Consider the following 20,534-nt stretch of genomic DNA (forward strand, 5'->3'; position numbering starts at 1 on the left):
GTGGGAGACAGGGGCAACCGTTTATCCGCCGCTGCCGCCGTGTCCGATTCCTTCAAGACCGGGCACCGGGCAGCTGCCTACGGTGAACCCATGACTCCACGATTCGCCGTGATCGGCGTGGTGGCCTCCGACCTGGCCGCCTCGCTCGCGTTCTACCGTCGCCTCGGGCTGGTCTTCCCCGAAGGGGCCGAGGACCAGCCGCATGTCGAGGCCGAGCTGCCCGGTGGGCTGGTGCTCGCGCTGGACACCGAGGAGACCGTCCGCTCGTTCCACTCCGGGTGGCGGCCGCCCGCCGGCGGGGGCCGGGTCGGGCTCGCCTTCCGGTGCGGCTCACCGGCCGAGGTCGACGCCGTGTACGAGGACCTGGTGGGCGCCGGGTACCACGGGGAGCTGAAGCCGTGGGACGCGTTCTGGGGGCAGCGGTACGCCACCGTGCACGACCCCGACGGCAACGGCGTCGACCTGTTCGCACCGCTGGCCGCCGAGTAGCTCTCCGAGCGGCAGGCCGGCCAACTGGCGTACGTCCCGGGCGAGATGGGGCTGGTCCGCATAACCGGCGCGGGCCGCCGTCTCGGCGTACGGGATGCCGGAGCGGGCGAGGGCCAGGGCGCGCTGCAGGCGCAGGACCCGGGCGAGGGTCTTGGGTCCGTAGCCGAACGCGGTCAGGCAGCGGCGGTGCAACTGGCGCGCACCGATGCCGAGTTCACCGGCCGTCGCCGCCACCGGGCGGCCCGCGTCCAGGCACTCCACCAGCCGTCGCAGGAGCGGGTCGGGGGGCGGCGCCTGTGCGGCCCGGTCCAGAGCGACGTCCTCCAGGGCCGTCGCCGGATCGGGGGCCGCCTCGATGCGGCCACGCAGCCGTCGCACCCGGGCCGCGGGCCACAGATCCGTCAACTCGACGCGCCTGTCGCGCAGTTCGTGGGCCGGAACGCCGAGCAGGGCGGGCCCGGTGCCGGGGAAGAAGCGGACGCCCGCCCAGGCGCGGGGCCGGCCCCCGGGGACGTACGGGCGGGTGTCGGGTCCGGCGACCAGCAGCCGGCCCTCGCTGAACAGGAGGTCCATGCAGCCGTCGGGCAGCACCGGGCGGACACCCTCCGGGTGCTCCGGGGTGCGTTGCCACACCACCGCGCCGGTCAGCCGGGACGGCCGCTCCTCGTACACGTACGCCAGGTTACGCCGCCCGGGTGCGGTGCTCCTGGGGGCTGACCCCGTACACCCGCTTGAAGGCGCTGGACAGGGCGAAGGCGCTGCCGTAGCCGACCCGGCGGGCGATGGCGGCGAGGGTGTCCTCGGTGTCGCGGAGCCGGTCGGCGGCCAGGGCGAGACGCCAGGCGGTGAGGTGGGCCATCGGGGGTTCGCCGACCAGTTCGGTGAAGCGGCGGGCCAGGGCCGCGCGGGACACCCCGGCCTCGGCGGCGAGCGAGGACACCGTCCAGGGGTGGGCCGGGTCGCCCTGGATCAGGCGCAGGGCGCGGCCGACGACCGGGTCGCCGAGGGCCTGGTACCAGGCGGGCGCGGCCGCCTCGGGGCGGGAGAACCAGGCCCGCAGCGCGCTGATGACCAGCAGGTCGAGCAGACGGTCCAGGACCACCTCCTGGCCGGGTTCGTCGCGGACGATCTCCTCCATGAGCAGCGGGGTGAGCGGGCACGGCCACACCTCGGCGGGGAGGGTCAGCAGCGGGGGCAGGGCGTCCAGCAGGCGGCCGCTGATCTCGCCCTGCATCAGGTAGGTGCCGATCAGCATCACGGTCGGGGCGTCCGGGCGGTCGCCCCAGGTGCGCACGCCGAGGTCCATGGAGCCGTTCAGCGGGCTGCCGTCGGGGTAGCTGCACTCGCCGCCGGGCAGGATCAGCGCCTGCGGGGCGGTGCCGGGGGCGTCGGCGCAGGTGTACGGGTCGGGTCCGCGCGCGATGGCCAGGTCGCCGGGACGCAGCCGGACCTGCTCGCCGCCGTCGGGGGTGACCCAGGCCTCGCCGCGCGCCATCACCATCACCGTCAGCGGTGCGCGGTCCGCCACGCGGACCGCCCAGGGCGGCTCGAGGCAGGCGCGGATCATGAACGCGCCGTGCGCGCGGGGGCCGTCCAGCAGGCCTGCGAGGGGGTCCCCCGCGTGAGCATGTTCGAGCGTGGGGGAGCGTCCATGGGCACAGCGTAGACGCGCGCGTATGCGGGTGAGCCGATCGGCGATGGTCCCTTGGCCGGGGCGGCAGTTGACTGGCGGACATGACGCAGAACATGAGTGGGACACAGGGTTCGACGGTGGTGGTGACCGGCGCGTCCGGTCGTACGGGCAGCCGGGTCGCCGAGGCCGCGCGGGCGGCCGGGCTGACGGTCCGGGCGGCCTCACGGGCACGGGGCTTCGACTGGCACGACCGGTCGACGTGGGAGCGGGTGCTGACCGGCGCGGACGCGGCCTACCTGGTGTACCCGTCGGACGTGGGGGCGCCGGACGCGGCGGAGGCGGTCGGGCGCCTGGCCCGCGAGGCCGTCCGTCTGGGGGTGCGGCGGCTGGTGCTGCTGTCGGCGCGGGGCGAGAAGCAGGCACGGCCCACGGAGGACGCGCTGCGGGCCTCGGGGGCGCACTGGACGGTCGTCCGGGCCGCGTGGTTCGCGCAGAACTTCAGCGAGGGTCCGTTGGCGGCGGAGCTGCGGGAGTGCGGGGAGCTGGTGTTCCCGGCCGGGTCGGTGCGGGAGCCGTTCGTCGACGCGAGGGACATCGCGGACGTGGTCGTGGCGGCGCTGACCGCGGGCGAGCGGTACGTCGCAGAGGTGGTGGAGGTCTCGGGGCCTCGGCTGCTGACCTTCGGCGAGGCGGTCGCCGAGATCGCGGCGGTGACCGGGCGCCGGCTGTCGTACCGGGCGGTGCCGGCCCGGGAGTACGGCGGGCGACTGGCCGGCTTCGGGGTGCCGCCCGAGGAGGCGGACTTCCTGGTCGGCCTCTTCGAGAGCCTCCTCGACGGCCGCAACGCCCACCTGTCGGACGGGGTACGCCAGGTCCTGGGCCGCGAGCCGCGGGACTTCGCCGGCTTCGTGCGGGAGACCGCGGCGGCGGGCACCTGGAAGCCGTGACCCGGGCGCCGGCCGGCGGTCCGCCCGTCACTCGCCGTGTGGCGGTGTGCTCCCGTGCGTTCCGTTCGCGCCCTTCACCTCGTGGCTCTTGTGGGCGTGGTGGTGGGGGTTCTTCGCGTGGGTGCGCAGGCGGGCCGTGACGTCCTCCGGAGGGAGGAAGCGGGACCAGCGTTCGGGGAACTCGGACGGCATGTCGGGGTCGTCGGGGTCCGCCTCGCGGGCGGCGGCGACGCGGGCGACGTACTCGACGACCTCCGCCTCGATCAGCCGCTCGTTGGCGGCGCGGGCCGCGGCCGTGGCGGCGGCCGGCCAGACCCGGTCGATGGCGGCGTTCACCGCGGCGCCGACGAGCACGGCGAAGGCCGACACGCCGATCCAGAGGAGGACGGCGACGGAGGCGGCGAGGGAGCCGTAGATCGTGGCGCCCTCGATGGTGCTGGTGAGGTAGATGCGCAGGAGGAAGCTGCCCAGGACCCACATGGCCAGGGCGACCAGGGAGCCGGGTACGTCCTCGATCCAGGGGGAGCGGACGGGCACGGACACGTGGTACAGGGTCGTCAGGAAGACGATGGACAGGACGATGACGACCGGCCAGTACAGGACCTGGACGACCGTCTCCGACCAGGGCACGACCCCCACCACCGCGTCCGGCCCGGCCACCATCAGCGGCAGCGCGACCGAGCCGATCAGCAGCGCCACGATGAACAGCAGGAACGACATCATGCGGGTCTTGACGATGCCGCGGACGCCGTCGAGGCCGTACATGACGGTGATCGTGTCGATGAAGACGTTCACCGCGCGGGAGCCCGACCACAGGGCGAACAGGAAACCGATGGAGATGACGTCGGGCCGGCCGCCCCTCATCACGTCGTGCAGGATCGGCTCGGCGATCTCCTTCACGCCCTTGTCGGACAGGACCGTACGGGAGGCCTCCAGGAGGTTGTTCTCCAGGCTCTTGATGGTGTCGGCGCCGGTCCAGGCGTCGACGTAGCCGAGGAGGCCGATGAGGCTCAGCAGCAGCGGCGGCACGGACAGCAGCGTGAAGAACGCCGCCTCGGCGGCCAGGCCCAGGATGCGGTACTCCATGCAGGAGTTGACGGTGTCCTTGAGCAGCAGCCAGGCGGTCCTGCGTTTGGATACGTTCCGGTAGAGGACTCGGGCCCGGTGGAGCCGGCCGGGGGGCCGCTGGGGGGTTTCACTTCCTGGCTGCACGACCTAACGGTATCCGCCGTGCGGGACCGTCCTCACCTTCCGGGGCAGGTGACGGGCCGGACGCGCCCGCGGGCGGTGCTGTGCGACTCTGGAGTCCAGTATCGCCGTGATCCCGGATAGGTTCGCAATCATGGCAGGCAACTCCACCCATACCGTGACGAACCAGCCCCCTCCGCTGGTGGGATACGACGTCTTCAGCGCCGACCGGGCCCTCGTCGAGGCGGTCGAGCGGCACACGGATCCCGAGGTGCTGGACGAGGTGCGCGACGAGCTGTCCGTGCTGGGCCGGGCCTCGGGTTCGGCACAGGTGCAGGAGTGGGGCGTACAGGCGAACGAACATCCGCCGCGGCTGCGCACGCACGACCGGTACGGCCACCGGGTCGACGAGGTCGAGTTCCACCCGGCCTGGCACCGGCTGCTCGGCAAGGGGGTCGGAGCGGGGCTGACCGGCGCCTGGACACGCCCTGCCGGACATGTGCGCAGGGCGGCCGGATTCCTCGTCTGGACCCAGGTCGAGGCGGGCAACTGCTGCCCGCTGTCCATGACCCACGCGGCCGTGCCGGCGCTGCGGGCCGATCCCGCGCTGGCCGCCGAGTGGGAGCCGCGGCTGACGTCCACGATCTACGACCGTGAACTGCGGCCCGCCGGGCGGAAGCCCGGCGCCCTCTTCGGCATGGGCATGACCGAGAAGCAGGGCGGCAGCGACGTACGGGCGAACACCACCGAGGCCCGGCCGCTCGCCGAGGAAGGGACGTACGTCCTGACCGGGCACAAGTGGTTCTGCTCGGCACCCATGTCCGACGGCTTCCTGGTGCTCGCCCAGGCTCCCGGCGGGATCACCTGCTTCCTCGTCCCGCGCGTCCTCGCGGACGGCACCCGCAACGTGTTCCTCATCCAGCGCCTCAAGGACAAACTGGGCAACCGGTCCAACGCCTCCGCCGAGGTCGAGTTCGACGGCACCTGGGCGCGCCGGGTCGGCGAGGAGGGGCGCGGGGTACGCACCATCATCGAGATGGTGGCGGCGACCCGGCTGGACTGCGCGCTCGGCTCGGCCGGCCTGATGCGGCAGGCGGTGGCGCAGGCCGTCCACCACTGCGCCCACCGGGAGGCGTTCGGCGGGAAGCTGATCGACAAGCCGCTGATGCGCAACGTGCTGGCCGACCTCGTGCTGGAGTCCGAGGCCGCGACCGCGCTCACGCTCCGGCTCGCGGCCGCCTACGACGACGGGAGCGAGCGCGAACGCGCCTTCCTGCGGCTGGCGGTGCCGGCCGCCAAGTACTGGATCACCAAGCGCTGCGCGCCGTTGGCGGTGGAGGCCGCCGAGTGCCTGGGCGGCAACGGGTACGTCGAGGAGTCGGGGCTGCCCCGGCTGGTGCGCGAGTCGCCGCTGAACTCCGTCTGGGAGGGCGCCGGAAACGTTCAGGCCCTGGACGTGCTGCGGGCGCTGCAGCGCGAGCCGGGCGCGCTGGACGCCTGCCTCACCGAGATCGGCAGGGCGCACGGCGCCGACCACCGGCTGGACCGGGCGGTGAAGGACCTGTTCACCGAACTCGCCGATCTGGACGGCATCGAGGGCCGCGCCCGCAGGCTGGTCGAGCGCCTCGCACTGGCGCTCCAGGGTTCACTCCTGGTGCGGCACGCGCCGCCGGAGGTCGCCGACGCGTTCTGCGCCTCCCGGCTCGGCGGCGACCGCGGCGCGTCCTTCGGCACCCTGCCGACCGGCCTGGACCTGTCCTCGGTGGTGGAGCGGGCCCGGCCGCTGCTCTGACCCCGCCGACCTGCGCCTTCACGGGAATTCGGCACGGGGGTGGTGCTGCGCCGACACGGCACCACCCCCGCCTACCGGGCCCGTTGAAGGCCACAAAACGCCGCACGAAGGCGGCGCCGGGTCAAGTCTCGGCCAGCCTCGTGCCATTCACCAGGGTTGCAAGGGGTTGCAACTTGATGGTGACTGTGCGCGGACTCTGTGCCTCCGGCATGCGCCGGGCGGCAGTATGGGAGGAGGAGTCGGACCGGAAACCGCCGCCCGGACGGCTTGACAAGTGTGTTCGAGGACTTTTCCGGGAGGACCCCAGTGGCGAACCCGCCGATGAACGTGGCGCGTCTGGTCGCCGTGGACGCGGCGCAGGCGGCGCGGGTGCTGAGCGAGCTGCGCGAGGCCACGCTCGCCGGGCAACATGCCCGAATCACACCCCGGCCGGTGATCGAGCAGTCCTGGGGGCGGATGCTGCGCAGCGGCGTCGACCCCGACCACGACTTCAGATCCCGGCTGCTGCCCGCCGACGAAGTGCGGCGCAGACGCGAGGAGTCACCGCTCAGGCACATTCTTCCGGTGCTGCGCCAGGGGTTGCTTTCGGTCGCGGACGTCGCCCAGCACATCATGGTGGTGGCTGACGCCGAGGGCCGTGTCCTGTGGCGGGAGGGATCCCCGCCGGTGCTGCGCAAGGCCGACGGACTCGGCTTCGAACTGGGCGCGGACTGGCGGGAAGACGTCGTCGGCACCAACGGCGTGGGCACCCCCGCCGTCGTACGGCGGCCCGTACAGGTCTTCGCCGCCGAGCACTTCGTCCGCTCGCACGCCTCCTGGACGTGTACCGGAGCCCCGATCACCGACCCCAGGGACGGCCGGCTCATCGGGGTGGTGGACGTGAGCGGCCCGCTGGAGACCATGCATCCGGCGACCCTCGCCTGGGTGGATTCGGTGGCCAAACTCGCCGAGGCCCGGCTGCGGGAGCTGCACCTTGCCTCGCTGGAGCGGCTGCGCGCGGTCGCGGCGCCGGTGCTGGCCCGGCTGGACGGGCGGGCCCTGGCGGTGGACCGGGACGGCTGGACTGCGGCCGTGACCGGGATGCCGTACCTGCGGCGCGTGACGCTGCCCAAGTCCCTGACGCCGGGCCACCGATGGCTGGCCGCGCTCGGCACCTGCACGGTGGAGCCGCTGGCCGGGGGCTGGCTGCTGCGGGTGGCCGAGGAGCCGCTGCCGTCCGGCGCCACCCGGATCCTGCTGGACCTGAGCCGGCCGGGCCGCAGCTCGGTGACCGTGGCCCGGGCGATGGGCTCCTGGTCCCGGGAACTGAGTCCCCGGCACGCCGAGTTGCTCTACCTGCTCGCCGAACACCCTTCGGGGCGCGGCGCGGCGGGTCTGGCCGAAGACCTGTTCGGTGATTCATCCAGGACAGTAACCGTTAGGGCTGAAATGTCCAGAATTCGCCGATATCTTGGGGATCTTCTGCGACACCGGCCGTATCGTTTCTGCGAGAACACGGAGATCGAGGTGCTCCTGCCCGACAACCCCCGTGACCTGCTGCCCCAGTCGACGGCACCGGCGGTGGCACGAGGCCGGACCGCCGGCCGGACGGTGGGGTGACAGGTGGGTTCGATGCGGGCATCTTCCGCATATTTGCGGGTCTTGCCCCTGTGACGGCCGCCGCTGCCGTAGCATCCCTACGGGCCTCCCCACCTGCTCCTCGGTCAACGTACGGACCACCAGGCGCAGTTGGCCCGCCTCGGGAGGAGACATGAGACATCGCGGCAGACACCGCCGGCGCAGACGGGGCGCAGCCGTGCGCGCGTTCCTCGCCGGAACCGCGCTCGCACTCACCGCGGCCGCCACTCTGATCAGCGCCTCACAGGCGACGGTCGCCAAGAACCCCGGCCCGCTCAAGCCCCTGACCGCCCAGGCCGACACCGCCCCGCTGCGCCTGCAGGAGCGCCTGGTGCCGGCCCGCACCCTGAACCGACTCGCCGCGTCCATGGGCCGCCCGGTCGGCGTGGACACCGTTCTGCGGAGCGCCGACCGCACCCTCACCACGAGCACCGACTGCACCTCCGAGGACCAGGCGACCCTGCCCGTCGCCCCGGCCGCCACCCGCGCCTACTGCTGGGACCCGGCCGACACCGCCACCACCGCCTGGCACCCGGTCTCGGTGACCACCTCCGGCGACGCCGACGACGACGGCGTCTGGGGCACCCACCGGGCGATCCTCACCGGCTGGACCCACAGCACCACCACCGGGACCACCGCCGAGCGAGGCCTCGCCAGGGTCGCCTTCGTCGACGCCGACGACCCCGACCACCCCGTCTACCGCTGGGTGCTGCTGGTGGTCCCCGTCGACGGCGGCCGCGACTACCGGGGCCTCGTCTCCCACGTCTCCGGCATGGTCTGGTACCAGGACAAGCTCCTGGTCACCACCACGGCCGGCGACGCCGACGCGCTCTACGTCTACGACCTCGACCGCATCCAGCGCACCACGGTCGACACGCCCGCGATCGGCCGGGTGCCCGGCGGCTGGTCCGGGGACGGCTACGAGTACGTGATGCCCGCCGTCGGCTCCTACCGCTACCTCGCCGGCCGCTGCACCGCCTCCGGCCCGCCCTGCCCCGCGACCCTCTCCCTGGACCGCGGCACCGCACCCGACAGCCTGGTCGCCGGTGAGTGGACGGCCCCCGGCAGCGAGCGGCACGCCAGGCTGTGGCGCTACGTCTTCAGCACGGACCCCGCGCGCAGCGGACTGCTCGCCACCGACGCCGCCGGGCGGGTGGACGCGGTCGAGGCCTACCGCACCAGGGCGGCCGGGATCCGGGGTGTCCTGTCCTACCGGCAGGCCGGATCGGCCGGTCCGTCCTGGTATGTGGGACAGCTGTCCAGCTCCGGGGACGGGCACGGCGGACTGTGGCGCCAGGACGCGAAGGGGGCGAAGGCGGCTCACTGCGGCTCGGACTCCTCCCACCGCTGCTGGGCCGAGTCCGCGGGATCCCTGTCCTACTGGCAGGAGACGGGCGAGGTGTGGTCCGTCTCGGACCGGATGCTGTTCGCGGTGCCGCTGGCGGCGCTCGACCGTTCGGTGAGCTGACCTGGGGTGACCTGGGTGACCTGGTCGATCGACAGATCGCCGGGCGGGATGATTCCCTGGCCCGCATGAGCAACATCCCTGTCACCACCTGGTCCCTGGAACAGACCTCGCCCGCCGACCTCCTGCCGGCCGCCGCCCCCGAGGGCGACGTCCGCATCGTCCGCGCCGAGGTCCCCTCCCCCGAGTTCAGCCGCTTCCTGTACACCGCGGTCGGCGGCGACATCCGCTGGACCGACCGCCTCGGCTGGAACTACGCCCGGTGGCAGGAGCAGCTGGACCGTCCCGGCGCGGAGACCTGGGTGGCCTACGACCGCGGCACGCCCGCCGGGTACGTCGAGCTGAACCCGCAGGACGACGGCGTCGTCGAGATCATCCTCTTCGGCCTGATCCCCGCGTTCCGCGGCCGCCGCATCGGGGGCCACCTGCTGTCGTACGGGGCGGCTCGTGCGTGGGACCTGGCGGAACGGTGGCCCGAGCGGACGCCCACCAAGCGGGTCTGGCTGCACACATGCAGCAAGGACGGGGAGTTCGCGATGGACAACTATCAGCGGCGGGGGTTCAGGCTGTTCGACACGATGGTGGAGCTGGAGGCGGAGGTGGCTACGCCGGGGTTCTGGCCGGGGGCGTAGGGGGCGGCCAGGTCCTCGACGAAGCGCAGCACATCCCAGGTGAGGCCGGCGGTCACCTGGTTGCGGTAGGTGGGACGCAGACAGAGGCCCACGATCGCGACCAGAAGGCAGACCACGGCTGCGACGATCGAGGCCTGGAGCAGTGCCGAAAGACCCAACGCCGTATTGACGGGCACACTGACCAATACCCATGTCACCACCCCGTACGAGGCGCGCAGTCCCGGCTCCTCCTCGCTCCCCGCGATCACGAGGCACCCGGTAAGACCCCCCAGGACCACCAGCAGGCCGACTGCGGGGACGATCCAGTGGGGGGTGAGGAGCCAAGGCTGCCATCCGAGCAGCGCGGCGCAGGACCTGGCGATCACTCCCAATGTAGTGACCGCATACAGCACGAGCCCCCACATGCCGGTGTTGGTCCACTCCGACTTGCGGCGCTCGACCAGTTCGTCCGAGGACCGCTCCCACATGACCTTCGTGAGATAGCCGGAGGTCAGCAGGGCATGGAGTGTCTTCCGGGCCTCCATGACCGGCATCCACTCGATCAGCCGGGCACGCCAGACAGGCAGTGCGCCGGCCCGGCCCATCGCCCGACCGGTGGACGCGGCTGCTGGGTGATCAGGAGGAGGAGTCCCGGGGGGCACTTGTGTCGGAGGTCGGGGCGGTAGCGGTCGCGCGCCCAGGCCAGCGCGGTGTGCCGCAGGAGCATCGTCTTGCCCGCGCCGGGTACGCCGAGCACCACCGCCTGGCGGGACTCGCGCAGCGAGGCCGCGGCCTCCCGCTGATCGGTGCCGAAGCCGGTGGCGGTGCGCAGCGGGACGTAGACGGACGCCATGTCCATGGCCTGGTTCTCGTCCGGCCGGAAGGAGACGAAGAAGCTCCGGTTCCGTTCGTGTGTCTTGACCGTGTAGCGGCGCAGTGCCGTGCGGCGGAGCAGGGCACTGCCGGCCAGGCGGCGGTAGAGTGCGGCGGCCGCCTTGTCCACCAGTCGTTTGAACCAGTCCTTGAGTTTGAGGACCAGAACCCCGAGGACGAAGGCGCCCACCGCCGGCAGCCACTGCCGCACCTGGTCCCCCACGGCCGTCCCCCGTTCGCCGTCCCAGTCCCTGGATCGGCAGGATAGGGGCGGAGATGTCCGGGTGTCCCAGGTTCGGACACAGGCCGCGAGACCGTTCTGACGCCATGTACGAGACCCACATCACAGTGTCCCGGTATTCGAGACATGCATGTCCATTATTTGGATAACAGTGGACTGCCCAGAGATCCCCGTGACACGCTTCCGTCATGTCTGGAACTGGAATTGCCTTGGTGAGTCGGCGGCACGTCGACCTCGGCCGCATGTCCAGCGCCATCTGTCCGGCGAGCTGACCGCCCCAGCACCGCCGATCTCCCCGCACATCTGATTCCTGCCTGCGCGAGGCCGCGCACGCCTGTCCGCGTGCGCATATACGCAGGCCAGAGCCGCTTCCCGCCTGTCCGAAGGACGTAGAACCATGGCCGCCAACCCGCAGAACCCCGCCGCGTCCGCGCCCGGCCGCAAGGTGAGCCGTCACCGCGGCGAGGGTCAGTGGGCCGCGGGGCACTTCACCCCGCTCAACGGCAACGAGCAGTTCAAGAAGGACGACGACGGTCTCAATGTGCGGACACGCATTGAGACGATCTACTCCAAGCGCGGCTTCGACTCCATCGACCCCAACGACCTGCGCGGGCGGATGCGCTGGTGGGGGCTGTACACCCAGCGTCGACCCGGGATCGACGGCGGCAAGACCGCGATCCTGGAGCCGGAGGAGCTGGACGACGAGTACTTCATGCTGCGGGTGCGGATCGACGGCGGGCGGCTGTCGACGCAGCAGCTGCGGGTGATCGGTGAGATCTCGCAGGAGTTCGCGCGGGGCACCGCGGACATCACCGACCGGCAGAACGTGCAGTTCCACTGGATCCGGATCGAGGACGTCCCGGAGATCTGGGAGCGCCTCGAGGCCGTCGGGCTGTCCACCACCGAGGCCTGCGGTGACACGCCCCGCGTGATCCTCGGTTCGCCGGTCGCCGGCATCGCCGCGGACGAGATCATCGACGGCACCCCGGCCGTCGAGGAGATCAACCGCCGGATCGTCGGCAACAAGGCGTTCTCGAACCTGCCCCGCAAGTTCAAGTCCGCGGTCTCCGGCTCGCCGCTGCTGGACGTGGCGCACGAGATCAACGACGTCGCGTTCGTCGGCGTGGTCCACCCCGAGCACGGGCCCGGGTTCGACCTGTGGGTCGGCGGCGGCCTGTCCACCAACCCGAAGATCGGTGTACGGCTCGGCGCCTGGGTGCCGCTGGACGAGGTCCCGGACGTCTACGAGGGCGTCATCTCGATCTTCCGCGACTACGGCTACCGGCGCCTGCGCACCCGTGCGCGGCTGAAGTTCCTGGTCGCCGACTGGGGTGCGGAGAAGTTCCGGCAGGTGCTGGAGGACGAGTACCTGCAGCGGGGGCTGGTCGACGGCCCGGCGCCCGCGCAGCCCGTGGAGCGCTGGCGCGACCACGTCGGTGTGCACCGGCAGCAGGACGGGCGCTTCTACGTCGGTTTCGCCCCGCGCGTCGGACGCGTCGACGGCACGACGCTGGCGAAGATCGCCGCCGTCGCCGAGGCGCACGGCTCGGGCCGGGTGCGTACCACCGTCGAGCAGAAGATGATCGTGCTGGACGTCGAGGAGGCGCAGGTCGAGTCGCTGGTGGCGGGGCTCGAGGCGCTGGATCTCAGTGTCAGCCCGTCCCCGTTCCGGCGCGGCACCATGGCCTGCACCGGCATCGAGTTCTGCAAGCTCGCCATCGTGGAGACCAAGGCGCGCGGGATCTCGCTGATCGACGAACTGGAGCGCCGCCTCCCGGAGTTCGACGAGCCGATCACGATCAACATCAACGGCTGCCCGAACGCCTGCGCCCGTATCCAGGTGGCGGACATCGGTCTCAAGGGCCAGCTGGTCCTCGACGACAACGGTGAGCAGGTGGAGGGCTTCCAGGTGCACCTCGGCGGCGCGCTGGGCCTGGAGGCGGGCTTCGGCCGCAAGGTCCGCGGCCTGAAGGTCACTTCGGAGGAGCTGCCCGACTACGTCGAGCGGGTCCTGAAGCGCTACCAGGCGGAGCGCGAGGACGGCGAGCGGTTCGCCACCTGGGCGGCCCGGGCGTCCGAGGAGGCCCTGTCGTGAGCGAGCGGGCCGCACCTTTCCACTGCCCCTACTGCGGCGACGAGGACCTGCGTCCGAGCGAGCAGGGCCATGGCGCCTGGGAGTGCGGGGCATGCAACCGCGCATTCCAGCTGAAGTTCCTCGGGCTGCTCTCCCGGGGTCTTCGGCGAGCCGACAACGGAGGGGACGACCGGATATGACGACGGCTCAGGAAGAGCGTACGACCGAGGAGTTGAAGCAGCTCGCCGAGCAGGCGGGCCGTGACCTGGAGGACTCCTCGGCGCTGGAGATCCTCCAGTGGGCGGTGGACACCTTCGGCAAGCGGTTCTGCGTCACCTCCTCCATGGAGGACGCGGTGGTCGCCCATCTGGCGTCCCGGGTACTGAAGGGCGTCGACGTCGTCTTCCTCGACACCGGCTACCACTTCCCGGAGACCATCGGCACCCGGGACGCGGTCGAGGCCGTGATGGACGTCAACGTCATCACCCTCACGCCGCGGCAGACGGTCGCCGAGCAGGACGCGGAGTACGGCCCGAAGCTGCACGACCGCGATCCCGACCTGTGCTGCGCGCTGCGCAAGGTCCGGCCGCTGGAGGAGGGCCTGAAGGGATACGCGGCGTGGGCGACGGGCCTGCGCCGCGACGAGTCCCCGACCCGGGCGAACACCCCGGTGGTCGGCTGGGACGAGAAGCGGCAGAAGGTCAAGGTCTCCCCGATCGCCCGCTGGACCCAGGACGACGTGGACGCCTACGTCACCGAGCACGGCGTGCTGACCAACCCGCTGCTGATGGACGGCTACGCCTCCGTCGGCTGCGCCCCGTGCACCCGCAGGGTCCTGGAGGGCGAGGACACGCGCGCCGGCCGCTGGGCGGGCCGGGCCAAGACCGAGTGCGGGCTGCACGGATGACGGCGCCCGCGGCAACCGACACCTCGCCCACAGTCCGGGCTGTCACTGCTGATACCGAAGCGACCACTGCGACCCAGGAGAATTACGTGACCACCGGAGCCACCGTCTGGCTCACGGGTCTGCCGAGCGCCGGCAAGACCACCATCGCGTACGAACTTGCCGGGCGGCTGCGTGCCGAGGGCCACCGCGTCGAGGTGCTCGACGGCGACGAGATCCGCGAGTTCATCTCGGCGGGCCTCGGCTTCAGCCGCGAGGACCGGCACACCAACGTGCAGCGCATCGGCTACGTCGCCGAACTGCTGGCCCGCAACGGCGTGAAGGCGCTCGTCCCGGTGATCGCCCCGTACGCGGACAGCCGCCGGGCGGTGCGCGAGCGGCACACGGAGAACGGGACCTCGTACCTGGAGATCCATGTGGCGACGCCGGTCGAGGTGTGCTCGGTGCGGGACGTGAAGGGGCTGTACGCCAAGCAGGCCGCGGGCGAGCTGTCGGGGCTCACGGGGGTCGACGACCCCTACGAGGAGCCCGAGACGCCCGATCTGCGGATCGAGTCGCAGCACCAGACCGTGCAGGAGTCCGCGGCCGCGGTCCACGCGCTGCTCACCGAAAGGGGACTGGCATGACGACCGTCGCCACGGTCGAGGAGGGTACGGCCAGCCCGTACGCCCTCTCCCACCTGGACGCCCTCGAGTCCGAGGCGGTGCACATCTTCCGCGAGGTGGCGGGTGAGTTCGAGAACCCGGTGATCCTGTTCTCCGGTGGCAAGGACTCCATCGTCATGCTGCACCTCGCGCTGAAGGCGTTCGCCCCGGCGGCGATCCCCTTCTCGCTGCTCCATGTGGACACGGGGCACAACTTCCCCGAGGTGCTGGAGTACCGGGACCGTGTGGTCGCCGCACATGGGCTGCGCCTCCATGTGGCCTCCGTACAGGACTACATCGACCGCGGTGTGCTGAAGGAGCGTCCCGACGGCACCCGCAACCCGCTGCAGACGCTTCCGCTGACGGAGCGCATCCAGAGCGAGAAGTTCGACGCCGTCTTCGGCGGCGGCCGCCGTGACGAGGAGAAGGCCCGGGCCAAGGAGCGCGTCTTCTCGCTGCGGGACGAGTTCTCCCAGTGGGACCCGCGCCGCCAGCGGCCCGAGCTGTGGAACCTGTACAACGGCCGCCACGCGCCCGGCGAACACGTCCGCGTGTTCCCGCTCAGCAACTGGACCGAGCTGGACGTCTGGCAGTACATCGCCCGCGAGGGCATCGAGCTGCCGCAGATCTACTTCGCGCACGAGCGCGAGGTGTTCCAGCGGGCCGGCATGTGGCTGACCGCCGGCGAGTGGGGCGGGCCGAAGGAGTCCGAGACCGTCGTGAAGCGCCTGGTCCGCTACCGGACCGTCGGTGACATGTCCTGCACGGGCGCCGTCGACTCCGACGCGACCACGCTGGACGACGTCATCGCCGAGATCGCCGCCTCCCGGCTCACCGAGCGCGGCGCCACCCGCGCCGACGACAAGCTCTCCGAGGCCGCGATGGAAGACCGCAAGCGCGAGGGGTACTTCTAAGCATGAGCACGACCACGACCGAGGCGCTCTCGGCCACCACCCTGCTGCGGTTCGCCACCGCCGGCTCCGTCGACGACGGCAAGTCCACGCTCGTCGGACGGCTGCTGCACGACTCCAAGTCGGTCCTCACCGACCAGCTGGAGGCCGTGGAGCGCGCGTCCGCGAGCCGGGGCCAGGACGGACCCGACCTCGCGCTGCTCACCGACGGCCTGCGCGCCGAGCGCGAGCAGGGCATCACCATCGACGTGGCCTACCGCTACTTCGCCACGCCCCGCCGCCGGTTCATCCTCGCCGACACGCCCGGCCATGTGCAGTACACCCGCAACATGGTCACCGGTGCCTCCACGGCCGAGCTGACGGTGGTCCTGGTCGACGCCCGCAACGGTGTGGTCGAGCAGACCCGCCGGCACGCGGCGATCGCCGCGCTGCTGCGCGTGCCGCACGTGGTCCTCGCCGTCAACAAGATGGACCTGGTGGACTACCAGGAGTCCGTGTTCGCCGCGATCGCCGAGGAGTTCACGGCGTACGCGACCGAGCTGGGCGTCCCGGAGGTCACCGCGATCCCGATCTCGGCGCTCGCCGGCGACAACGTGGTGGAACCCTCCGCCAACATGGACTGGTACGGCGGCCCGACCGTCCTGGAGCACCTGGAGACCGTCCCGGTCAGCCACGACCTGGCGCACTGCCACGCCCGGCTGCCCGTGCAGTACGTGATCCGTCCGCAGACCGCCGAGCACCCGGACTACCGGGGCTACGCGGGCCAGATCGCGGCCGGTACCTTCCGCGTCGGCGAGCCGGTCACGATCCTGCCCTCCGGCCGTACGACGACGATCTCCGGCATCGACCTGCTCGGCGAGCCGGTCGACGCGGCCTGGACGACGCAGTCGGTGACCGTCCTGCTGACGGACGACGTCGACGTCTCGCGCGGCGACCTGATCGTGCCGACCAAGGACGCGCCGGCCACCACGCAGGACGTGGAGGCGACCGTCTGCCACGTCGCCGACCAGCCGCTGGCCGTCGGGCACCGGGTGCTGCTCAAGCACGGCACCCGCACGGTCAAGGCCATCGTCAAGGACATCCCGTCCCGCCTCACGCTCGACGACCTGTCCCTGCACCCGCACCCGGGACAGCTCGTCGCCAACGACATCGGCCGCGTCAAGATCCGCACCGCGGAACCGCTGCCGGTGGACTCGTACGCCGACTCGCGGCGCACGGGCTCGTTCATCCTGATCGACCCGGACGACGGCACCACGCTCACCGCGGGCATGGTCGGCGAGTCGTTCGCCTCCCCGGAGCCGGTCAAGGACGAGGCCGAGAGCGACGGGTGGGACTTCTGACGTGAACTCCACCGATTACTACTCCACGTTCGCGAAGGAGGGCGGCCGCGTCGGCAGCGGCGACCTCGGCAGCGGGCAGGGCGGAGTGGCGCGATGTGTGCGCTGACGTACGCGCACTGCTTGCGCGCCCTCACCCCCCACCGCTGTAGACGAAGACCTGCCGACCTCCCGGCCACGACCTGAAAGACCGTGACCGCCGGGCCTCCGAGAGGAACACCTCCCGTGCCTGCTACACCTGCTCTTCGCCGTACCTTCGCGGTCATGGCCGCGCTCCCCCTTCTCACGCTCGCCGCTTGCGGCTACGGGTCCAAGTCCACGGCCGACAACGCGAAGGAGAAGGTCGCCGCCGGCTCCTCGAAGATCGACGGCCTTTCCTCCGTCAAGATCGGCTACTTCGGCAACCTGACCCACGGCACCGCGCTCGTCGCCCGTCAGCAGGGCCTGTTCCAGAAGGAACTGGGCGCCACCAAGGCGAACTACCAGATCTTCAACGCCGGTCCCTCGGAGATCGAGGCCCTCAACTCCGGCTCCATCGACATCGGCTGGATCGGCCCCTCCCCGGCGATCAACGGCTACACCAAGGCCAACGGCACCAACCTGCGCATCATCGGCGGTTCGGCCTCCGGCGGCGTGAAGCTCGTCGTCAACCCGAAGAAGATCAAGTCCCTGAAGGACGTCAAGGGCAAGAAGATCGCGACCCCGCAGCTCGGCAACACGCAGGACGTGGCGTTCCTCAACTGGGTCGCCGACCAGGGCTGGAAGGTCGACGCGACCACCGGCAAGGGCGATGTGTCGGTGCTCCGCACCGACAACAAGATCACCCCGGACGCCTACGCGTCCGGCGCCATCGACGGTGCCTGGGTGCCGGAGCCGACCGCGTCCAAGCTGGTCGCGGAGGGCGGCAAGGTGCTGCTCGACGAGGCGTCGCTGTGGCCGGACAAGAAGTTCGTGATCACGAACATCATCGTGCGGCAGGGCTTCCTCAAGGACCACCCGAAGGCCGTCGAGGCCGTGCTGAAGGCCTCCGTCGAGGCCAACAAGTGGATCAACGCCAACTCCGACAAGGCGAAGGCGGTGGCGAACAAGCAGCTGGAGGCGGATTCGGGCAAGGCGCTCCCGGCCGGCGTCCTCGACCCGGCCTGGAAGTCGATCCAGTTCACCGACGACCCGCTGGCCTCCACCCTCAACACCGAGGCGGAGCACGCGGTCAAGGCCGGCCTGCTGGAGAAGCCGAACCTGAAGGGCATCTACGACCTCACGCTCCTCAACCAGGTCCTCAAGGGTGAGGGCGCGAGCACGGTGGACGACGCCGGTCTCGGCGCCAGCTGATCCCCGACCCGAGTTCCCAGGAGGTGACGACCATGGCAACGACCCTCGTCAAGGCCGAAGAGTCGGTGGAGTACGCGGCTCGCCTTGAGCATGTCTCGAAGTCCTTCGCAGGACCGGGCGGGCAGCAGCTCGTCCTGGACGACATCAGCCTCGATGTCGCGCCCGGCGAGTTCGTCACTCTCCTGGGGGCCTCGGGCTGCGGCAAGTCCACCCTGCTGAACCTGGTGGCGGGCCTGGACCGGCCGACCGTCGGCGACATCGCGACGGACGGCCGCCCGGCCCTGATGTTCCAGGAACACGCGCTCTTCCCGTGGCTGACCGCGGGCAAGAACATCGAACTCGCCCTCAAGCTCAGGGGAGTTCCGAAGAACGACCGGCGCGACAAGACCGAGGAGCTGCTCGGACTCGTCCGGCTCAAGGGCGCCTACGGCAAGCGCGTGCACGAGCTCTCGGGCGGTATGCGCCAGCGCGTGGCACTGGCCCGCGCGCTCGCCCAGGAGAGCAATCTGCTGCTGATGGACGAGCCGTTCGCGGCGCTGGACGCCATCACGCGGGACGTGCTGCACGACGAGCTGACCCGGATCTGGGCGGAGACCGGCCTGTCCGTCCTCTTCGTCACGCACAACGTGCGCGAGGCGGTGCGGCTCGCGCAGCGCGTCGTCCTGCTGTCGTCCCGGCCGGGCCGGATCGCGCGCGAGTGGACGGTCGACATCCCGCAGCCGCGTCGCATCGAGGACGCGCCGGTCGCCGAACTGTCCCTAGAGATCACTGACGTACTGCGTGGGGAGATCCGCCGTCATGGCCAGCACTGAGACCACGCCGGCCCAGGACGCCGGAAGCGTCGAGGCGGGCCTCGACGCGCTGGAGACCACGGCCACCGGCCGGACGCCCTTCAGCCAGACCTTCAAGAACAAGATCCTGCCGCCCGTCATCGCCATCGCCGTGGTGCTGGTGGCCTGGAGCCTGCTCTACCCGGTCGTCGACAACCCGTCGAAGCTGCCCTCCCCTTCCGATGTCTGGGGCGAGGTCGAGGACCAGTGGCTCAAGGGGACCCTGCTCGAATACATTTGGGGCAGCGTGTCCCGCGGCCTGCTGGGCTTCGTGCTCGCCCTGGCCATCGGTACGCCGTTGGGTCTGCTGGTGGCGCGGGTGAAGTTCGTGCGCGCGGCGTTCGGACCGATCCTGTCGGGTCTGCAGTCGCTGCCCTCGGTCGCCTGGGTCGCGCCGGCGGTGATCTGGCTGGGCCTGGACAACTCGGTGATGTTCACGGTGATCCTGCTCGGCGCCGTCCCCTCGATCGCCAACGGCCTGGTGTCGGGCGTCGACCAGGTGCCCCCGCTGTTCCTGCGCGCGGGCCGCACCCTGGGTGCGACGGGACTGCGTGGGACGTGGCACATCGTGATGCCGGCGGCGCTGCCCGGCTATGTGGCCGGTCTGAAGCAGGGCTGGGCGTTCTCCTGGCGTTCGCTGATGGCCGCCGAGATCATCGCCCAGTCGCCGGACATGGGCATGGGTCTGGGCCAGCTGCTCGAGGTGGGCCGTACGAACAGCAGCATGGCGACGGTCTTCCTCGCCATCCTGCTCATCCTGTTCGTCGGCATCGCCATCGACCTGCTGATCTTCAGCCCGCTGGAGCGGTGGGTGCTGCGCAGCCGCGGCCTGCTGGTGAAGAGCTGACGTCCCATGCGTGACAAGCCGGTTCTCCTCGTCGTCGCCCACGGCAGCCGCGACCCGCGGCACGCCGCGACCGTGCACGCGCTCGTGCAGCGCGTACGGTCGCTGCGGCCGGGGCTGCGCGTGGAGACCGGCTTCCTGGACTTCAACATCCCGTCCGTGCACGGGGTGCTGGAGTCGCTCGCGGCAAAGGGCGTGCGCGACGTCGTGGCGCTGCCGCTGCTGCTGACCCGCGCCTTCCACGCGAAGGCCGACATCCCCGCCGTCCTGCGGGACGCGCCGCCGCAGCTGCGCATCCGCCAGGCGGAGGTGCTGGGCCCGTCCCCGCTGCTGCTGTCGGCGCTGGAGCGACGGCTGTTCGAGGCGGGTCTCACGCCCGCCGACAAGTCCTCGACCGGGGTCGTGCTGGCCTCGGCGGGGTCCTCCGACCCGGAGGCGATCGCAGTGATCGCCGACATCGCGCGGGAGTGGTGGCACACCGGTTGGTGCGCCGTGCGACCTGCGTTCGCCTCCGCATCCCTTCCCCGCACCGAGGACGCCGTGCGGGAGCTGCGCGTCCTCGGCTGCGAGCGGGTGGCCGTGGCGCCGTACGTGCTGGCCCCCGGCTTCCTGCCGGACCGCATCGCACGCGGCGCGGCCGGGGCGGACGTCCTGGCGGACGTACTGGGCCCGGCGCCGGAGGTGGCACGGCTGCTGCTGGAGCGGTACGACGAGGCACGTCTGCCGCTGCCGGCGGCGCTCGGCGCCTGACTGCCCGGCGGCCCGACGGCGGCTCGTCCGGTCGTTCCCGTCCCGGCCTTCC

The 20,534-nt window shown here is 71.5% G+C and carries 21 protein-coding genes and 1 pseudogene; 17 read left to right on the forward strand and 5 right to left on the reverse strand.

Annotated features, from left to right (window positions below):
- Positions 1-90: 90 nt before the first annotated feature.
- On the forward strand, positions 91-489 hold the full coding sequence (locus tag FB157_RS37970; protein WP_145885281.1) for a VOC family protein: 399 nt from the start codon (positions 91-93) through the stop codon (positions 487-489).
- Here FB157_RS37970 and FB157_RS37975 read toward each other — a convergent pair.
- Together FB157_RS37975 and FB157_RS37980 are read right to left on the reverse strand one after the other, a co-directional pair.
- Positions 481-1,161 (reverse strand): annotated as a pseudogene (locus tag FB157_RS37975) (helix-turn-helix domain-containing protein); the annotation flags it as partial. The gene FB157_RS37970 and the pseudogene FB157_RS37975 overlap by 9 nt on opposite strands.
- A 10-nt stretch (positions 1,162-1,171) precedes the next feature.
- A complete protein-coding gene (locus tag FB157_RS37980) occupies positions 1,172-2,188 on the reverse strand; it encodes an AraC family transcriptional regulator (RefSeq protein ID WP_398947925.1) in 1,017 nt (338 codons plus the stop codon).
- Positions 2,189-2,223: 35 nt separating this feature from the next.
- Between FB157_RS37980 and FB157_RS37985 the strand changes: the two genes are divergently transcribed.
- Complete coding sequence (locus FB157_RS37985; RefSeq protein ID WP_145885282.1) at positions 2,224-3,069, forward strand: NmrA family NAD(P)-binding protein; 846 nt, start codon at positions 2,224-2,226, stop codon at positions 3,067-3,069.
- Between the two features lie 27 nt (positions 3,070-3,096).
- Here FB157_RS37985 and FB157_RS37990 read toward each other — a convergent pair whose 3' ends face one another.
- The gene (locus FB157_RS37990) at positions 3,097-4,281 is read right to left on the reverse strand and encodes a YihY/virulence factor BrkB family protein (RefSeq protein WP_261386804.1); all 1,185 of its coding nucleotides are present in this window, start codon (positions 4,279-4,281) and stop codon (positions 3,097-3,099) included.
- A gap of 130 nt (positions 4,282-4,411) precedes the next feature.
- Between FB157_RS37990 and FB157_RS37995 the strand changes: the two genes are divergently transcribed.
- The 4 genes from FB157_RS37995 (at position 4,412) to FB157_RS38010 (ending at position 9,763) form a co-directional block, all read left to right on the forward strand.
- Positions 4,412-6,049, forward strand: coding sequence for an acyl-CoA dehydrogenase family protein (locus FB157_RS37995; protein ID WP_145885283.1), 1,638 nt, complete (start codon positions 4,412-4,414; stop codon positions 6,047-6,049).
- Positions 6,050-6,370: 321 nt separating this feature from the next.
- Positions 6,371-7,648 carry a helix-turn-helix domain-containing protein gene (locus FB157_RS38000; RefSeq protein WP_186581878.1) on the forward strand — a complete coding sequence of 426 codons (1,278 nt, stop codon included), beginning with the start codon at positions 6,371-6,373 and terminating at the stop codon, positions 7,646-7,648.
- A gap of 151 nt (positions 7,649-7,799) precedes the next feature.
- Positions 7,800-9,134, forward strand: a complete 1,335-nt coding sequence (locus tag FB157_RS38005) for a hypothetical protein (protein ID WP_145885285.1) — start codon at positions 7,800-7,802, stop codon at positions 9,132-9,134.
- Between the two features lie 65 nt (positions 9,135-9,199).
- The gene (locus tag FB157_RS38010; protein ID WP_145885286.1) at positions 9,200-9,763 is read left to right on the forward strand and encodes a GNAT family N-acetyltransferase; all 564 of its coding nucleotides are present in this window, start codon (positions 9,200-9,202) and stop codon (positions 9,761-9,763) included.
- Here FB157_RS38010 and FB157_RS38015 read toward each other — a convergent pair.
- The gene (locus tag FB157_RS38015) at positions 9,679-10,287 is read right to left on the reverse strand and encodes a hypothetical protein (protein ID WP_145885287.1); all 609 of its coding nucleotides are present in this window, start codon (positions 10,285-10,287) and stop codon (positions 9,679-9,681) included. The two genes, FB157_RS38010 and FB157_RS38015, sit on opposite strands and share 85 nt — an antisense overlap.
- Before the next feature lie 17 nt (positions 10,288-10,304).
- Positions 10,305-10,838 carry a hypothetical protein gene (locus FB157_RS38020; protein WP_145885288.1) on the reverse strand — a complete coding sequence of 178 codons (534 nt, stop codon included), beginning with the start codon at positions 10,836-10,838 and terminating at the stop codon, positions 10,305-10,307.
- A 206-nt stretch (positions 10,839-11,044) separates the two neighbouring features.
- Between FB157_RS38020 and FB157_RS49500 the strand changes: the two genes are divergently transcribed.
- From FB157_RS49500 to FB157_RS38075, 11 genes are all read left to right on the forward strand, one after another.
- Entirely contained in the window at positions 11,045-11,128 is an 84-nt protein-coding gene (locus tag FB157_RS49500) for a putative leader peptide (RefSeq protein ID WP_309486338.1), read from the forward strand.
- Between the two features lie 125 nt (positions 11,129-11,253).
- Positions 11,254-12,951 (forward strand): nitrite/sulfite reductase, encoded by a 1,698-nt coding sequence (locus FB157_RS38025; protein ID WP_145885289.1) that lies wholly within the window; start codon positions 11,254-11,256, stop codon positions 12,949-12,951.
- Positions 12,948-13,130: a hypothetical protein gene (locus FB157_RS38030; RefSeq protein ID WP_145885290.1), complete on the forward strand. Its 183-nt coding sequence runs from the start codon at positions 12,948-12,950 to the stop codon at positions 13,128-13,130. Before FB157_RS38025 ends, FB157_RS38030 begins: the two co-directional genes overlap by 4 nt.
- Complete coding sequence (locus tag FB157_RS38035; protein ID WP_145885291.1) at positions 13,127-13,837, forward strand: phosphoadenylyl-sulfate reductase; 711 nt, start codon at positions 13,127-13,129, stop codon at positions 13,835-13,837. Before FB157_RS38030 ends, FB157_RS38035 begins: the two co-directional genes overlap by 4 nt.
- Positions 13,838-13,923: 86 nt before the next feature.
- The gene (gene cysC, locus FB157_RS38040) at positions 13,924-14,460 is read left to right on the forward strand and encodes an adenylyl-sulfate kinase (protein ID WP_145885292.1); all 537 of its coding nucleotides are present in this window, start codon (positions 13,924-13,926) and stop codon (positions 14,458-14,460) included.
- Complete coding sequence (gene cysD / locus FB157_RS38045) at positions 14,457-15,392, forward strand: sulfate adenylyltransferase subunit CysD (RefSeq protein ID WP_145885293.1); 936 nt, start codon at positions 14,457-14,459, stop codon at positions 15,390-15,392. Before cysC ends, cysD begins: the two co-directional genes overlap by 4 nt.
- 2 nt (positions 15,393-15,394) lie before the next feature.
- On the forward strand, positions 15,395-16,729 hold the full coding sequence (locus FB157_RS38050) for a sulfate adenylyltransferase subunit 1 (protein ID WP_145885294.1): 1,335 nt from the start codon (positions 15,395-15,397) through the stop codon (positions 16,727-16,729).
- 261 nt (positions 16,730-16,990) lie between these two features.
- Positions 16,991-18,058, forward strand: coding sequence for an aliphatic sulfonate ABC transporter substrate-binding protein (locus FB157_RS38060; RefSeq protein ID WP_145885296.1), 1,068 nt, complete (start codon positions 16,991-16,993; stop codon positions 18,056-18,058).
- Positions 18,059-18,090: 32 nt separating this feature from the next.
- The gene (locus FB157_RS38065; RefSeq protein ID WP_145885297.1) at positions 18,091-18,870 is read left to right on the forward strand and encodes an ABC transporter ATP-binding protein; all 780 of its coding nucleotides are present in this window, start codon (positions 18,091-18,093) and stop codon (positions 18,868-18,870) included.
- Entirely contained in the window at positions 18,857-19,735 is an 879-nt protein-coding gene (locus FB157_RS38070; RefSeq protein WP_145885298.1) for an ABC transporter permease, read from the forward strand. The genes FB157_RS38065 and FB157_RS38070 overlap by 14 nt, the downstream gene beginning before the upstream one ends.
- Positions 19,736-19,741: 6 nt before the next feature.
- Positions 19,742-20,482: a sirohydrochlorin chelatase gene (locus tag FB157_RS38075; protein ID WP_145885299.1), complete on the forward strand. Its 741-nt coding sequence runs from the start codon at positions 19,742-19,744 to the stop codon at positions 20,480-20,482.
- Positions 20,483-20,534: the final 52 nt, after the last annotated feature.

Source organism: Streptomyces sp. BK340 (assembly GCF_007827595.1).
Lineage (GTDB): Bacteria > Actinomycetota > Actinomycetes > Streptomycetales > Streptomycetaceae > Streptomyces.

What these genes read in the sequence shown, in the direction of transcription:
- FB157_RS49500 (WP_309486338.1), top strand. Translation starts at nt 11,045, where the DNA reads ATGTCTGGAACTGGAATTGCCTTGGTGAGTCGGCGGCACGTCGACCTC.
- FB157_RS38060 (WP_145885296.1), top strand. Translation starts at nt 16,991, where the DNA reads ATGGCCGCGCTCCCCCTTCTCACGCTCGCCGCTTGCGGCTACGGGTCC.
- FB157_RS38065 (WP_145885297.1), top strand. Translation starts at nt 18,091, where the DNA reads ATGGCAACGACCCTCGTCAAGGCCGAAGAGTCGGTGGAGTACGCGGCT.
- FB157_RS38025 (WP_145885289.1), top strand. Translation starts at nt 11,254, where the DNA reads ATGGCCGCCAACCCGCAGAACCCCGCCGCGTCCGCGCCCGGCCGCAAG.
- FB157_RS38005 (WP_145885285.1), top strand. Translation starts at nt 7,800, where the DNA reads ATGAGACATCGCGGCAGACACCGCCGGCGCAGACGGGGCGCAGCCGTG.
- FB157_RS38070 (WP_145885298.1), top strand. Translation starts at nt 18,857, where the DNA reads ATGGCCAGCACTGAGACCACGCCGGCCCAGGACGCCGGAAGCGTCGAG.
- FB157_RS38035 (WP_145885291.1), top strand. Translation starts at nt 13,127, where the DNA reads ATGACGACGGCTCAGGAAGAGCGTACGACCGAGGAGTTGAAGCAGCTC.
- FB157_RS38010 (WP_145885286.1), top strand. Translation starts at nt 9,200, where the DNA reads ATGAGCAACATCCCTGTCACCACCTGGTCCCTGGAACAGACCTCGCCC.
- FB157_RS37985 (WP_145885282.1), top strand. Translation starts at nt 2,224, where the DNA reads ATGACGCAGAACATGAGTGGGACACAGGGTTCGACGGTGGTGGTGACC.
- FB157_RS38050 (WP_145885294.1), top strand. Translation starts at nt 15,395, where the DNA reads ATGAGCACGACCACGACCGAGGCGCTCTCGGCCACCACCCTGCTGCGG.
- FB157_RS37995 (WP_145885283.1), top strand. Translation starts at nt 4,412, where the DNA reads ATGGCAGGCAACTCCACCCATACCGTGACGAACCAGCCCCCTCCGCTG.
- FB157_RS38075 (WP_145885299.1), top strand. Translation starts at nt 19,742, where the DNA reads ATGCGTGACAAGCCGGTTCTCCTCGTCGTCGCCCACGGCAGCCGCGAC.
- FB157_RS38000 (WP_186581878.1), top strand. Translation starts at nt 6,371, where the DNA reads ATGAACGTGGCGCGTCTGGTCGCCGTGGACGCGGCGCAGGCGGCGCGG.
- FB157_RS37970 (WP_145885281.1), top strand. Translation starts at nt 91, where the DNA reads ATGACTCCACGATTCGCCGTGATCGGCGTGGTGGCCTCCGACCTGGCC.
- FB157_RS38015 (WP_145885287.1), bottom strand. Translation starts at nt 10,287, where the DNA reads ATGGAGGCCCGGAAGACACTCCATGCCCTGCTGACCTCCGGCTATCTC.
- cysD (WP_145885293.1), top strand. Translation starts at nt 14,457, where the DNA reads ATGACGACCGTCGCCACGGTCGAGGAGGGTACGGCCAGCCCGTACGCC.